At 60.0% G+C, this 13,741-nt stretch carries 11 protein-coding genes; 3 read left to right on the plus strand and 8 right to left on the minus strand.

Features of this window, described 5'->3' with window-relative positions:
* The first annotated feature begins 102 nt into the window (after positions 1-102).
* Complete coding sequence (locus AC1MDC_RS02165) at positions 103-987, plus strand: LysR substrate-binding domain-containing protein (RefSeq protein WP_085698275.1); 885 nt, start codon at positions 103-105, stop codon at positions 985-987.
* A 42-nt stretch (positions 988-1,029) separates the two neighbouring features.
* On the opposite strand, the gene AC1MDC_RS02170 is transcribed toward AC1MDC_RS02165, so the two are convergent.
* Positions 1,030-2,304, minus strand: a complete 1,275-nt coding sequence (locus tag AC1MDC_RS02170) for a glucarate dehydratase family protein (protein ID WP_480392412.1) — start codon at positions 2,302-2,304, stop codon at positions 1,030-1,032.
* A gap of 23 nt (positions 2,305-2,327) precedes the next feature.
* The gene (locus AC1MDC_RS02175; RefSeq protein WP_227232834.1) at positions 2,328-3,695 is read right to left on the minus strand and encodes an MFS transporter; all 1,368 of its coding nucleotides are present in this window, start codon (positions 3,693-3,695) and stop codon (positions 2,328-2,330) included.
* Positions 3,696-3,821: 126 nt separating this feature from the next.
* On the opposite strand from AC1MDC_RS02175, the gene AC1MDC_RS02180 reads away from it, so the two are divergent.
* On the plus strand, positions 3,822-4,721 hold the full coding sequence (locus AC1MDC_RS02180) for a LysR family transcriptional regulator (RefSeq protein ID WP_085698272.1): 900 nt from the start codon (positions 3,822-3,824) through the stop codon (positions 4,719-4,721).
* Between the two features lie 142 nt (positions 4,722-4,863).
* Here the strand turns inward: AC1MDC_RS02180 and AC1MDC_RS02185 are convergent, their stop codons facing one another.
* The 6 genes from AC1MDC_RS02185 to AC1MDC_RS02210 form a co-directional block, all read right to left on the minus strand.
* On the minus strand, positions 4,864-5,469 hold the full coding sequence (locus tag AC1MDC_RS02185) for a DUF6338 family protein (protein ID WP_480392413.1): 606 nt from the start codon (positions 5,467-5,469) through the stop codon (positions 4,864-4,866).
* A gap of 123 nt (positions 5,470-5,592) precedes the next feature.
* Positions 5,593-7,206, minus strand: a complete 1,614-nt coding sequence (locus AC1MDC_RS02190) for a GMC family oxidoreductase (protein WP_480392414.1) — start codon at positions 7,204-7,206, stop codon at positions 5,593-5,595.
* Between the two features lie 60 nt (positions 7,207-7,266).
* A complete protein-coding gene (locus AC1MDC_RS02195; protein ID WP_085703613.1) occupies positions 7,267-8,484 on the minus strand; it encodes a mandelate racemase/muconate lactonizing enzyme family protein in 1,218 nt (405 codons plus the stop codon).
* Position 8,485: 1 nt separating this feature from the next.
* Positions 8,486-9,805 (minus strand): MFS transporter, encoded by a 1,320-nt coding sequence (locus AC1MDC_RS02200; RefSeq protein WP_480392415.1) that lies wholly within the window; start codon positions 9,803-9,805, stop codon positions 8,486-8,488.
* 82 nt (positions 9,806-9,887) lie between these two features.
* The gene (gene aldA / locus AC1MDC_RS02205) at positions 9,888-11,312 is read right to left on the minus strand and encodes an aldehyde dehydrogenase (RefSeq protein WP_480392485.1); all 1,425 of its coding nucleotides are present in this window, start codon (positions 11,310-11,312) and stop codon (positions 9,888-9,890) included.
* 107 nt (positions 11,313-11,419) lie between these two features.
* The gene (locus AC1MDC_RS02210; RefSeq protein ID WP_085698267.1) at positions 11,420-12,352 is read right to left on the minus strand and encodes a LysR substrate-binding domain-containing protein; all 933 of its coding nucleotides are present in this window, start codon (positions 12,350-12,352) and stop codon (positions 11,420-11,422) included.
* Between the two features lie 185 nt (positions 12,353-12,537).
* Here AC1MDC_RS02210 and AC1MDC_RS02215 point away from each other — a divergent pair, with 185 nt between their 5' ends.
* Positions 12,538-13,716 (plus strand): hypothetical protein, encoded by a 1,179-nt coding sequence (locus AC1MDC_RS02215; RefSeq protein WP_480392416.1) that lies wholly within the window; start codon positions 12,538-12,540, stop codon positions 13,714-13,716.
* The last annotated feature ends 25 nt before the right edge of the window (positions 13,717-13,741 follow it).

Consider the following 13,741-nt stretch of genomic DNA (forward strand, 5'->3'; position numbering starts at 1 on the left):
GAATGATTGCGTCACGCTCCCGCCATCTCATAGGCCTTATGTTCATTGCAGAGCGATGCCGGGACAACCGTAAAATCGACCCGCAATCCATGACTAAAACGAATGAATCCGCGAACTCTCACTCCCTCGATGTCGTTGCTGCTGGCGTTTGAAGCCGCCGCGCGCCATGAAAGCTACACCCGCGCCGCTCACGAACTGTCGTTGACCCAAAGCGCGGTCAGCCGTCAGGTGCAGATTCTGGAAAAGATGCTCGGCATGCGCCTGTTCAGCCGCGAAGGCCGGCGGGTGATTCTCACCGACGTCGGGCGCATGTACCAACGCGAACTGTCCGAAGCCCTCGGCCAGATTCGCAGCGCGACGTTGCAGGCGATGGCGTTTGGCTCGGGCATTCACAGTTTGCGCCTGGCGACGCTGCCGACCTTCGGCTCAAAATGGCTGCTGCCACGCTTGAAGGATTTCTACACCGCGCACCCCGGCATGACGGTGCACCTGCATTCACGCATCGAAACCATCGACTTCGACACCAGCGAAATCGACGCGGCGATCTGCGTCGGCGGCGGCGACTGGCCAGGGCTGACCGCCCACCGTCTGCACACCGAAGAACTGGTGGTGATTGCCAGTGCGCAGCTGTCCGATGCCGAGCGTCGTGCGGCAGACGAAGATATTGCCGGGCAACTGCTGCTCAACGTCAGCAGCAATGCTCAGGCCTGGTCCGAGTGGTTCAGCCATCACGCCCTGCCCCATCGCAGTATGCGCATCGGTCCGAGTTTCGAGATGACCTCGCACTTGATCCAGGCTGTGCGCGCCAATATCGGGATCGGGCTGGTGCCGAGAATTCTAGTGGAGGATGAGCTGCACAACGGCGAGTTACTGCAGCTGGGCGAACCGATCAGCAGTCGCCGCAGCTATTACCTGGTATACCCGGCGCGCAATGAGTCGCTGGCATCGCTTAAGGCGTTTCGCGACTGGTTGATGCGCACGCTCTGAAACAACAGAGGGCGCCGTTCGACACCCTCTGGTTTTGCTCAATCAGAATCGCGGCTTCAGCGCTTTCCAGTCAGGTTTGTAGCGCTGCATTTGCCGTACATCATCGCGCTGGCGGATGCCGCAGGTCAGGTACTGATCATGCAGCTTGCCGAGCTGATCGTGATCCAGTTCCAGCCCGAGGCCCGGTGCACGAGTGATCTTCACGCAGCCATCGACGATCGGCAGCTTGCCGCCCTTGATCACTTCTTCATCCGGCTCCTGCCACGGGTAATGGGTGTCGCAGGCGTAGTCCAGATTCGGCACCGCGGCCGCCACATGCGCCATCGCCATCAGGCTGATGCCCAGGTGTGAGTTGGAATGCATCGACACGCCGAGGCCAAAGGTGTCGCACATTTTCGCCAGGGTCTGGGTGTCGCGCAGGCCGCCCCAGTAATGGTGATCGGCGAGGACAATCTGCACGCTGTTCAACGCAACGCTGCGGCGGAATTCGTCGAAATCGGTGACCACCATGTTGGTCGCCAGCGGCAGCCCGGTGCGCTTGTGCAGCTCGGCCATGCCGTCGAGGCCCGGGGTCGAGTCTTCGTAATACTGCAAATCGTCGCCCAGCAACTGCGCCATGCGGATCGAGGTTTCCAGCGACCAGTTGCCGTTGGGATCGATGCGCAACGGATAACCGGGGAAGGCCTTTTTCAACGCCTTGATGCACGCCACTTCGCGCTCCGGCGGCAGCGTGCCAGCCTTGAGCTTGATGCTCTTGAAACCGTAGGCCTCGATCATCCGCGCAGCCTGGGCGACGATCTGCTGCTCATTCAGCGCCTCACCCCAGTTGTCCGGTTTGTACGGCGAATCGACGTGCTGCGCATACTTGAAAAACAGGTACGCACTGAACGGCACTTCATCGCGCACCGCTCCGCCCAACAGGTCCACCAGCGGCACGTTCAAGTAGCGGGCCTGCAAGTCGAGGAACGCTACTTCAAACGCCGAATATGCGTTGCTCACCGCTTTACTGGCGTGGGAACCCGGCGCGAGTTCGGCACCGGCCAGACTGGCAGGCTTGTTGGCAGCAACCGTCGCCTGAACGATCCGACGCAGCTGATTGAGATTAAAGGGATCAAGGCCGATCAACTGCGACTGCAGCTGTTGCTGGATCGCCAGCGCCGGAGCATCGCCATAGCTTTCGCCGAGGCCGATGTAACCGTTGTCGCTCTCGATTTCGATGATCGAGCGCAGGGCGAACGGTTCGTGGATGCCACTGGCGTTGAGCAGCGGCGGATCACGGAAGGCAATCGGAGTGACGGTGACACGAGTGATTTTCAAAATGACGCTCCTTTGAGACGGAATCAGTGGCTCGCCACCGGGTTGGCCGTCGGCGCGACGGCGTTTTCGGGTTCAGGCTTTGCCGGGGTTTTGCCCTTGGCGCCGGGTGCCATCCGGGCGAAGAAGATCACCACTGCCGCTACCAGCGAGGTCGCCGCCAGGCCATACAGGCCGCCCTCAATGGAGCCGGTGGTCTGCTCCAGAAAACCGAACGCGGTCGGCGCAACGAAGCCGCCGAGATTGCCGATGGAGTTGATCAACGCAATGACCGCCGCCGCGATGCGCGCATCGAGATAGCTTTGCGGAATCGGCCAGAACAGCGCCGAGGCTGCCTTGAAGCCGATGGCCGCGAAACAGATGGCGACGAAGGCGAAAATCGGCCCGCCCGTGGTGGACATGAACATGCCGAACGCGGCGATCACCAGGGTCAGCGCGACCCACGCCTGCTGGAATTTCCACTTGCCCGCCATTGCCGCAAAGCCGTACATCGCGACGATGGAAATGATCCACGGCACCGAGTTGAGCAGCCCGACCTGGAAGTCGCCGAGGTTGCCCATTTTCTTGATCATGCTCGGCAGCCAGAACGTGGCGCCATAGATGGTCAGGGCGATGGAGAAGTAGATGAAGCAGAACAGCGCGATCTGCCGGTCCGCCAACAGTTTGAACATCGAAGGTTTGGCGACGTGGGTTGCTTCGCGTGCACGTTGTTCTTCGGTGATCGCGGCCACCAGTGCCTCGCGCTCCTCCTCGCTCAGCCACTTGGCCTGGCGCGGATGAGATTGCAGCCAGAACCAGACAAACCCGCAGAGCACCACCGACGCAGCGCCTTCGATCAGGAACATCCACTGCCAGCCGTGCAGGCCCAGACCGCTGATGTGCAAAAGAGCACCGGACACCGGGCCGGAAATCACCGAGGCAATCGCCGATCCGCTGAGAAACACCGCCATGGTCTTACCGCGCTCCGAGGCCGGTAGCCATTGGGTGAAGTAATAAATGATCCCAGGGAAGAACCCGGCCTCGGCAGCGCCCAATATGAAGCGCAACACATAGAAACTGGTTTCACCCTTGACGAACGCCATGGCCATCGCCGCCGCGCCCCAGGTGAACATGATCCGCGTCAGCCAGGCGCGGGCGCCGTAGCGTTGCAGAAGCATATTGGACGGCACTTCAAACAAGGCGTAACCGATAAAAAACAGACCGGCGCCGAGGCCGTATGCAGCAGCGCCGATCCCCAGATCGGTTTCCAGATGACTGCGCACGAAACCGATGTTGACCCGGTCGATGTAGTTGACGATGAACATCACCACGAACAGCGGCAGCACATGACGCTTGACCTTGGCGGCGGCGCGGGCGAGTACCGTGATGTCCGGTGAACTCTGGAGGGTATTCAAGGGGCGACTCCCGATCTTTGTTTTTGTTGGGATAGCGGCGGCCTTTGAGGCGTAGAGCGATCATGGACGGAGCCATTGATCCCGTCTAATCTAACTTGGCATTCGATTGATACCCGGATTAGATCAATGTTCGAACTGACCCAACTGCGCTGCTTCACTACCGTCGCCACCGAACTGAATTTCCGCCGTGCCGCCGAACGGCTGAACATGACCCAACCGCCATTGAGCCGGCAGATCCAGTTGCTGGAGCATCACCTGGGAGTCGAACTGTTTACCCGCAGTACACGCAGCGTGGCGCTCACCGCTGCCGGCCGCGCATTTTTCATCGAGGCGCAGAATCTGCTGGAGCGCGCGCAACAGGCTGCGGTCACTGCCCGGCGTTTTGCCGAGGGTGATATCGGTTCGGTGAACATCAGTTTTGTCGGCAGCGCGGTGTATGAGTTCTTGCCCAAGGTCATCGCCGAGGCGCGCCTCAAGCAGCCGCAGGTGAAGATCGACCTGACCGAAATGAACACCTACCAGCAACACGAAGCCCTGCGCGCCCGACGCATCGATCTGGGCATCGTCCGCGCGCCGTTGCTGGAGCCCGGTTACGCCACTGAGTGCCTGGTGCGAGAGCCGTTTGTGCTGGCGGTGCCGAGTGGTCATCGACTGGCGAACGCCGACGATGTGTCAGTGAAGGACCTGGATGGGCAGCCGTTCCTGATGTATTCCCACGCAGCCTATCCGCCGTTCAACGAATTGCTGACCGGCATGCTGCGCTCGGCCCGGGTTGCTCCGGATTACGTGCAGTGGCTGGGTTCTTCCTTGACGATTCTGGCGCTGGTCAATGCGGGCATGGGCCTGGCGCTGGTGCCGCGTTGCGCGACCAGTGTGGTGTTCAGGAATGTGGTGTTTCGCGAGATCGACCTGGGCGAAGGGGTACAGAGCGAACTGCATCTGATCTGGCGGGAGAACAACGACAACCCGGCGTTTGCGATGTTGCTGGAGGGCATTCGCCGGGCGGTGAAGGATGGATGGGGTTAGGAATGGGTATGCGGATATGGAGGGTACTTCGGCGGAGGAGGTGCCTTTGATGCCTCGATCAATGGTTTCTCCAGCCGTTTCCCGTCCGGCCCTACAAAAAGACGCTTTATATGTGGCGGTATTGGTTGTGATGCTCTGGCGGTCATGATGAACCCTCTGAGACAGGGCTGAATTCAACCCATTTAACCCTTGTGGAATCTATCAGCAAAAATTCCGCGCTAATAGGCACCTCCGTTCCATCCTCGTTGATCCAGCAGGGATACTGCATCACAAACTGGCCGCTGGTTGACTCGGGCGGCCACTCCACCGGCCAGCCTAGAACGCGCCTTTCATCATCCAAATGCAGGGTGATAACGCGATCATATTTCGCAAATGCGCTGAACCATTGACTGGGGTAGGAAGATTGTTTCGTGACGTTTCTGCTGCTCAACCAACGATGCAACTTGCCATTGGCTGACAGGCAACAGGCCAACAACCCGAGTACCAGCGAAGCAAAAAATGCCCACGACGCTTCAGCTTTTGCATCCCATTTTCCTACAGAAAATCCCTTCTCCCCCACCCACACACAAACCGCTCCAACTCCCAGCACCATTGCGTGAATCACAAACGTGAAAATCAACGCCTGCACAATCTGCCCGAACGTATCCGGCCGCTTGAACGCCGTCAGGGTGTAGAAAATCCAGGCCGAGACAAACCCCGGGATCAGGTACTGCAACAGCGGAATCACTTCTTTCACCAGATCATCCATGATCGGTCGCTCCTTGAATCAGAAAAACAATCCTCCAGAAACAGCAATGCCGGCCCATAACGGGCCGGCATTCAAAGCCTAGTGCACGCAGGAAAGACGCTTGCGATCAAGTGTCACTGCGCATTACGCGTCCTGCAGAATCAGATCCGCGCCCTTCTCCGCCACCATCAGCACCGCCGCATGGGTGTTGCCCGACGTCACGTTCGGGAAGATCGACGCATCGACAATCCGCAATCCGTCGAGGCCATGCACCTTGAGGCGCTTGTCGACTACCGAAGTCTGCTCGTCCGCCCCCATCGCGCAGGAGCCGCACAGGTGATAGATCGAGCCGCAATTGTCGCGGAAGTACTGGAGCATCTGCTCGTCGCTTTCCACTGCCGGTCCCGGCAGAACTTCATCGACCGTGATGCCCTTCAATGAAGGCGCGCCCATGATCTTGCGCATCAGGCGACTGCCCTGGATCACCTCGTCGATGTCCTTTTGCGTGCTCAGATAGTTCGGGTCGATCAACGCCGCATCGCGCGGATTTTTCGAGGCAATCGTGATGTGACCGCGACTGGTCGGGCGGCACGGGTTGAAGCACAGCAGGAAACCTGAATACGGCTCGGGCTTGAGGCTGGCCTTGTTGTTCTTCGGAATCTGGTACGACAGCGGGTTGAAATACAGCTGCAGGTTCGGATGGCTCTGTTCCGAATTGCCACGGAAGAATCCACCGGCCTGATTGACGCTCATCGCCAGCGCGCCCTTGCGCGTCAGCAGGTATTTCACGCCGAGTTTGAACTGGCCGAACAGCGAGCTGAGTTCATCGTTCAGAGTCGGGACGTTGGCCTTGTAGTAGTAGCTGACGCACAGGTGATCCTGCAGGTTATGCCCCACTGCCGGCAGGTGTTTGACCAGCGGAATCTGATGTTTGGCCAGTAGGGTGCGATCGGCCACGCCGGACAGTTGCAGGATCTTCGGTGTGTCGACCGCACCGGCACACAGGATCACTTCCTTGCGCGCCGTGAACGTTCGCGTCACACCATGCTGAGTGATGGAAATACCGGTGGCGCGCTGTTGGCTCTCATCAAACAGCACTCGATCAACCAGCGCGTAATGCTCGACCGTCAGGTTCTGCCGGCTCAGTGCCGGGTGCAAATGGGCGAAGCTGCTGGAGCTGCGCTGACCATTGCGGGTGTTGACGTCGTAGATGCCCGCGCCTTCGAATTTCGGCCCATTGAAATCGTCGCTGCGTGGGTAGCCTAGTTCATCGCAGCCCTTGAGGAACACATCGCAGATCGGGTGGGTCTGGCCGGTCATCGGGGTGATGCTGATCGGGCCGCTGCCACCGTGGTATTCGCTGTCGCCCAGCGGATGGTTTTCCAGTTTGCGAAAGTACGGCAGCACGTCCTTGAAGCCCCAGCCATCGTTGCCGTTGGCCGCCCAGTCGTTGAAGTCATGGGCCTGGCCGCGCACGTAGATCATTGCGTTGATCGAGCCCGAACCGCCCTGGACCTTGCCACGCGGGGCGTAGATTTCGCGATTGCCCAACTGTTTTTGCGGCTGGCTGTAATACATCCAGTTGAAGGTCGGGTTGTAATACATTTTGGCGAAGCCGACCGGGATCCTGAACCACAGGGAACTGTCCTTGCCGCCCGCCTCCAGCAGCAGCACCGTGTATTGGCCCGAGGCCGAAAGCCGATTGGCCAGCACACAGCCAGCGGCGCCTGCGCCAGCGATGATGTAGTCGTATGTCATGCACGGTTACCGCGTAAGTCTTTTTATCGAACCCGCCCGTTACCGGGCGAGGAAATCCCGTCAGCCCCTGGCCGGCGATGTGTCTTTGACGTCGGCCGGGATCGAGGCCATTTGCAGGTGCAGGCGCTCACCGGTGTACGGCGAATGCTTGCGCACCACGTCCATGTTCAGCTCCACGCCCAGGCCCGGCTCGGTGGACGGGATGATGTAACCGTCCTCCCACTGCAACGGCTTTTTCAGGACCTCGGCGTGGAAGCCGCCCCAGGTCTCGATGCTTTCCTGGATCAGGAAGTTCGGCGTGCAGGCCGCGAGCTGGAAACTCGCTGCCGCACCAATCGGCCCGTTGTAAAGATGCGGGGCGATTTGCGCGTAATAGGCCTCGGCCATGCTGGCAATCTTCTTGCCTTCGAGCAGGCCGCCGCAGCGCGCCACGTTCATCTGCAGAATCGACGCACCGCCGGCCTGCAACAGCTTGAAAAATTCGTACTTGGTGGTCAGGCGCTCGCCAGTGGCGATCGGAATGCTGGTCTTGGCCGCGACCTGCGCCATGGCTTCTTCCTGTCCTGGCGGCACCGGTTCTTCGAACCACAGCGGATCGTATTTCTCCAGGCGCCTGGCCAGGCGAATTGCCGAGGACGGCACCATTTGCCCGTGGGTACCGAACAGCAGATCGCACTTGTTGCCCACCGCTTCGCGGATCTTGCGGCAGAAGGTTTCACAGCGCTCCAGCACTTCCAGCGAAATCTGATGCCCGGAGTACGCGGTGTACGGCCCGGCCGGATCGAACTTCACAGCGGTGAAGCCTTTGTTCATGTTGTCGATGGCGCATTCGGCGGCCAGGTCCGGGTCGTCGTAGTCGTACTCGCCACGGCTATTGACCGGGTACAAGTAGGTGTAGGAACGCAGGCGCTCGTGAACCTTGCCGCCGAGCAGCTCGTAGACCGGTTTGCTCGCAGCCTTGCCGATGATGTCCCAGCAGGCCATTTCCAGACCGCTGACCACGCCCATCATGGTCAGGTCGGGACGCTGGGTGAAACCGCTCGAATAGGCCTGACGAAAGAAGCGTTCGATGTGGTGCGGATCCTGATTCAGCAAGTAGCGCTCGAACACATCTTCGATGATCGGCAGCATGGCTTTGGGGCCGAAGGTCGCGGCGTAGATTTCGCCGACACCTTCAATGCCGCAGTCTGTCTTGAGCTTGACGAACAGCCAGTACATGCCGCCAATGTGCGGTGGCGGTACGGCGACGATATGGGTTTCAAGGGCGACGATTTTCATCTCAGGCACCTGTCTTTTTCAGAGATTTGCGATTGATTCGGGCACGCAGGGTCACGGCAGCCAGGGTGCCGATCAGACCGATAGCGGCGATGTAGCCGAAATAGAGCTTGTAGCCGAGGGCGCCGGGGAAATGCTCAGTGAGGTAGCCGTTGATCAACGGGATGAACGCATCCGGCATGTAACCGACCACCGAGACGATGCCGATGGCCAGTCCGGTGATGCGCAGCGGAATGTTGCAGCTGTCGAGGATCGCCCAGTACAGACCGCGAATCGCGTAGGTCATCAGGCCGATGAAAATCACTGTCGCGATCAGCAGTCCGATGCTGTTGAGCGCCGGGAACACGATCAGCCCGACGATTGCCAGACTCGCCAGCAACAGCGCGGCGATCAGCACCGAGATGTTCGAAAACTTGTCCCCCAGCCAGCCGCCGCCGATGCCGCCGATCGGACGCATCCACAGTTTGATGGTGGTGATGGTGCCGGCCATGACGGCGGTCAGGCCGCTGCCTTGCAGGTAGTCCGAGAAGCTGTAGGTGGCCCAGAAGATGTGATAACCGCAAAACACGATCGCGGTAACCAGCCACAGTTCAGGAATCTTCACCAACGTCGCCAGATCCGTGAACAGGTTGAACTTGCCCTTCTCCACCGGCGGCGTGTCCTCCATCGATTTCGGATCCTTGATCAGCACCAGCACACAGCCGATGGCGATGCAGGTGAAGGCGTAGAGATAAACCACGTGTTTGAAACCTTCGGCAGTGGACTCGCCACGGGTTTCGGTGGCGTAGGCGAACAGCCCGAGCGCAACCGTTGCCAGCAGCGCTTCGACCAGTCCGCGCCCCCCATCGAGGATGCCGAAAAAACGACCCTGTTCGGTGTGATGGGCAATCATCTTCACGCGCTTGAGCACCGAGGCCCAGAACGTCAGGCCGGTGGTCAGTCCCCAGCAGCCGAAGATGATCATCAGCCCGGTCATCGACGGCGCCGTCGAATACCACAGACCCAGCGCGCCAGTGGCCACCAGCGAAAAGAAAATCAGGAAACGCGGCGCGATACGGTCGGCCAGCCAGCCGCTCGGCAAGTAGCTGAGCAGGAAAATCGTCCCAAGCATCGAGTACAGATAGCCCAGCTCGCTGTGGCTGATCTGGAACACGTCGAGCATGGTCGTCTGATAGACCTGACGCAGGTACAGAATCGGGTAGATCGCACCGGCGGCGAGCACCAGCAACATCAGTTGGAAATAGCGACTTCCCTTGTCGCTGCGGCTTTTCGAAGCCGAGTTGGAACCCTGAACAGCGGCAGCAGTGGATGCATGCTTGGACATTGAAGTGACCTCGGGCGACCCGTGCTCCGGGCGCCCCTGATAATTGTTTTTATAGGTGTCGCGTGAGGCGTGCTGCGGTGGATCAGTACTTCATGACCACAAGGCGGGTCTGGGTGAATTCGAGCATGCCGTGCTTGCCGTCATCACCGCCCAGGCCCGAGCGTTTCCAGCCGGCGTGGTAGCCCTGATACGGATCGGCCGGGGTACGGTTGACGTACAACTCGCCGGCTTCGATGGCGTTGGCGACTTTCTGCGCGGTGCGGTAGTTCTCGGTGTAGAGCACCGACGACAGGCCGAACTGGTGATCGTTGGCCATGGCCAGCGCTTCGTCGATGTCGCGGTACTTGAGTACCGGCAGCACCGGGCCGAAGATTTCTTCCTGGACGATTTCCATGTCCTGACGGCAACCACTAAGCAACGTTGGCGGGTAGAAATGCCCCGGACCTTCGGGCAACACACCGCCGCTTTCGAGGATGGCGCCGTCGGCAATCGCGCGCTCGACCATGGCGTGAATGTTCTTCTGCGAACTGGCGTTGACCAGCGGGCCCATCAGGCTCGCATCTGTGGCGCGGTCACCGAACTTCACCGCGGCGATCTTCGCTTTGAGCAATGCGAGGAAACGCTCGTAGACGCTTTCCTGCACGTAGACACGCTCCACTGCCGTGCACAACTGGCCGCAGTGAGTGGTCTTGGAGGCGATGATTGCGCTCGCGGCCGCTTCAAGATCGGCGTCGGCTTCGATGATTGCCGGAGTCTTGCCGCCCAGTTCCAGCGACGGCTTGGCGATGTTGGCCTTGCAATAGTCGAGAACAATGCGCCCGGCGTTGACGCTGCCGGTCAGGGTAATCAGGCCCACGGCTTTATGCGCGCAAACGGCTGCAGCGGTGGCGTGATCCATGGTCAGGATATTGATTACGCCGTCTGGCATGCCCGATTGCTCCACGGCTTTGGCGATTTCGAACGCCGACGTCGGGGTGTTGTTGCTCGGACGCACCACCACGGTATTGCCGGCAATCAGCGCCGGAGCGACTTTGCGCAACAGGGTGTAGACCGGGTAGTTGAACGGAATCAGGCACGCGACGACGCCAATCGGCTCGCGGTGCAGGAACAGGTTTTCTTCAGGGCTGTCGCTGGGAATGATCTCGCCTTCGATGCGGCGCGCCCACTCGGCGTGGTAGCGGGTGATCTGCGCGGCATAACGGGCTTCGTTGCTGGCGTCACTATGGCTTTTTCCGGACTCGGCAGCCAGTGCGGTGCCGATGGCTTCGGCGCGGTCCTCAAGGGCAGCCGCGAACGCTCGCAGGTGCTCGGCGCGCTCGATGCTGGTGAGTTTGCCCCAGGTCTTTTGCGCCTTGGCGGCAGCGTCGACTGCCGCCAAGGCTTCTTCGGCAGTGGCGGCTGACACCTGGCCGATCAACGCTTCGGTGGCCGGGTTGTAGACCGCAATCAGCGCCGCGCTGGCCGGCTCGATGAAGTGGCCGTTAACAAAATTTCGCTCGACTCGCATGTGCATCGCCCATCGTTTGTTTTTATCGATGCCACCAGTCTTGTCATCGACAGCGGGTTCAACAAACGATTTATCCGGCGATCAAACATTCGAAAAAGGCACGTTACTCAGGAAATCGCCTTCGAAGGCTCAAGCTGGCGCTGCGCCAGCCAGATCTCTTCCTGCAACCACTGACTGAACGCCTGCAATTGCGGCATCTGCGTCTGTTCCGGACGGGTCACCAGCCAGTAGGACTGGTGACCCTCGACATGGACGTTATGCACTTGGGTCAACTGCCCGCTGGCCAGCTCCGAGGCGACCATGTGCCAGTCGGCTATGGTGATCCCCAAGCCATCGACTGCCGCTTGAATCGCCAGATCCAGCAGGTCGAATTCATAACCGCCCTGGGTATCGACGCCGCTGATGCGCGCCGCGTCGAGCCAATGCTTCCAGGTCAGGTAGCGCTGATCCTCCCGGGCCAGCACATGCAGCAGGGTCAGGCGATTGAGGTCGATGCCCTGCTCGCCGCCCTCCCGCGCATACAGGGTCGGCGCGCACACGGCGATGTGCCGTTCCTGAATCAGCAGTGAACTGTCGAGCCCATCCCACTCGCCATCGCCAAAACGGATCGCGCAATCGAGGGTGCTGGTTTCCGCCAGACTGTCCTGTAAACGGGTGGTGATGCTCAGTTCCAGTTCCGGATGCTGCTCGCGCAGGCGCCCGAGGCGCGGCATCAGCCAGCGGCTGGTGAACGTTGGTGGCGCGTTGATGTGCAGGCGGTTGGCATGGGTTTTCTGCTGGATGCTGCGCACGGTCAGCTCGATCTTGTCGAACGACTGATGCAGCGCCCGCAGCAGAATCTTGCCGGCACCGGTCAGTTCGAGATGGTGATGGCGGCGTTCAAGCAGACTCTCGCCGAGCTGTTCTTCCAGCTGCCGCACCTGACGGCTGACCGCGCTCTGGGTGACATTGAGCAACTCGGCAGCGCGGGTAAAGCTGCCGGTGCTGCCGGCCACTTCGAATGCTTTGAGCGCATTCAGGCCGGGCATTTTGCGTTTCATACAAGGCACTCGAAAACCACTGACAAGGTGCAAAGCATCCCACGATGATGGCGAATTGTCCTACAGGATTTTCCGAGTAACATGCATTCGACGCAGGTTTCCTTGACGTTTTTATCGTTTGTTCTGCAACGGGCGGATGGCAAAACTGCGCGGCATCTCTAATAAAAACAATCGAGAGCCGCTCCATGCCCTTCCCTGCATCTTTGCGCCTGCGCACCACCTCCATCGCTCTGTTCTGCAGCATTGCCGCCCCGGCCATGGCGGTCCAGGTCACCGACAATCTCGACCTTGGCGGAGCCATTCGTGCCCGTTGGGACGTGGACCCGGATCGCGATATTCAGAAGTTCGGTCTCGACACGGTGTTCCTCAGCGCCAAGTACAACTCCGACACCTGGATCGGCGAAGCGCAATACCGCTTCTACGGTCGCTCCTACCCGTATCAGTACACCAGGAACTACGGCGACATCCGTTTCGCCAAGTTCGCGTGGGTCGGCTACAAGTTCAATCCCGACCAGCAAGTGCAGGTCGGCCTGAACACCGTGCCGTTCGGTTTGCAGCCGTACTTCGGCAGCACGTTTTACGAGACCCTGGGCAACGTCATCGGCCTGGAAGACGTGCAACAGGTCGGCGCCAAATACATCCAGCAAAGTGGCGCCTGGAACGTTCAGGCCGGTTATTACCTGCGTCCGGCCTGGCAAGGCAAAGGCACCAGCAAGGGTGTGACCTACTCCAGCGTCGTATCCGGGGCCGACAGTTATGTGGCCGACGGCAGTGATAACCAGGAACGCAACACCGTTGTGCTGCGGGTGGCCAGGTCGCTGGATCTGGGGCCTTGGAAATCCGAAGTCGGGATCTCCGGCCTGACCTCGACCCTCGAAAACAAGGACACCGACAACGACGGCCGACGCAACGCCGTGGCCGTGCATTACCTAGGCAAGAACGGCCCGTGGGGCGTGCAGTTGCAGGCGGCGCGGCAGCAGATGTCGCCACGCAACGCTGGCACTGATGAACTGGTGACCCTCGGTGGTTACGACGGCACCTACAACGTGGCCAGTCGCGGCAATCTGTACGTGGCCGACCTGAGTTACGACGTCAGCGGCAAATATCTGTTCGATCAGATCAGCGGGATCAAGCTGTACGCCAACTACAGCGCGTTCGACAAGTCAGCCAGCGGCTTCAAGACGTCCGAGCGGATGATCCTCGGCACCTCGTTTTCCGTGAGTAAATTGTGGGTTGCGACCGAATGGCTGTTCGGCAAAAACGATCCGTACATCGGCGGCGGCAGCTACACCCAGAGCCTTGGCGCAGGCGGGCTGGATCAGTGGGAGAACCAGTTATATGTGAACGTCGGGTATTACTTCTGACGCTCGATATTTCAGCGCCTGACAG

This window comes from Pseudomonas sp. 1 (assembly GCF_056626735.1).

What these genes read in the sequence shown, in the direction of transcription:
- AC1MDC_RS02190 (WP_480392414.1), bottom strand. Translation starts at nt 7,206, where the DNA reads ATGACATACGACTACATCATCGCTGGCGCAGGCGCCGCTGGCTGTGTG.
- AC1MDC_RS02195 (WP_085703613.1), bottom strand. Translation starts at nt 8,484, where the DNA reads ATGAAAATCGTCGCCCTTGAAACCCATATCGTCGCCGTACCGCCACCG.
- AC1MDC_RS02165 (WP_085698275.1), top strand. Translation starts at nt 103, where the DNA reads ATGAATCCGCGAACTCTCACTCCCTCGATGTCGTTGCTGCTGGCGTTT.
- AC1MDC_RS02210 (WP_085698267.1), bottom strand. Translation starts at nt 12,352, where the DNA reads ATGAAACGCAAAATGCCCGGCCTGAATGCGCTCAAAGCATTCGAAGTG.
- AC1MDC_RS02185 (WP_480392413.1), bottom strand. Translation starts at nt 5,469, where the DNA reads ATGGATGATCTGGTGAAAGAAGTGATTCCGCTGTTGCAGTACCTGATC.
- AC1MDC_RS02215 (WP_480392416.1), top strand. Translation starts at nt 12,538, where the DNA reads ATGCCCTTCCCTGCATCTTTGCGCCTGCGCACCACCTCCATCGCTCTG.
- aldA (WP_480392485.1), bottom strand. Translation starts at nt 11,312, where the DNA reads ATGCGAGTCGAGCGAAATTTTGTTAACGGCCACTTCATCGAGCCGGCC.
- AC1MDC_RS02200 (WP_480392415.1), bottom strand. Translation starts at nt 9,805, where the DNA reads ATGTCCAAGCATGCATCCACTGCTGCCGCTGTTCAGGGTTCCAACTCG.
- AC1MDC_RS02180 (WP_085698272.1), top strand. Translation starts at nt 3,822, where the DNA reads ATGTTCGAACTGACCCAACTGCGCTGCTTCACTACCGTCGCCACCGAA.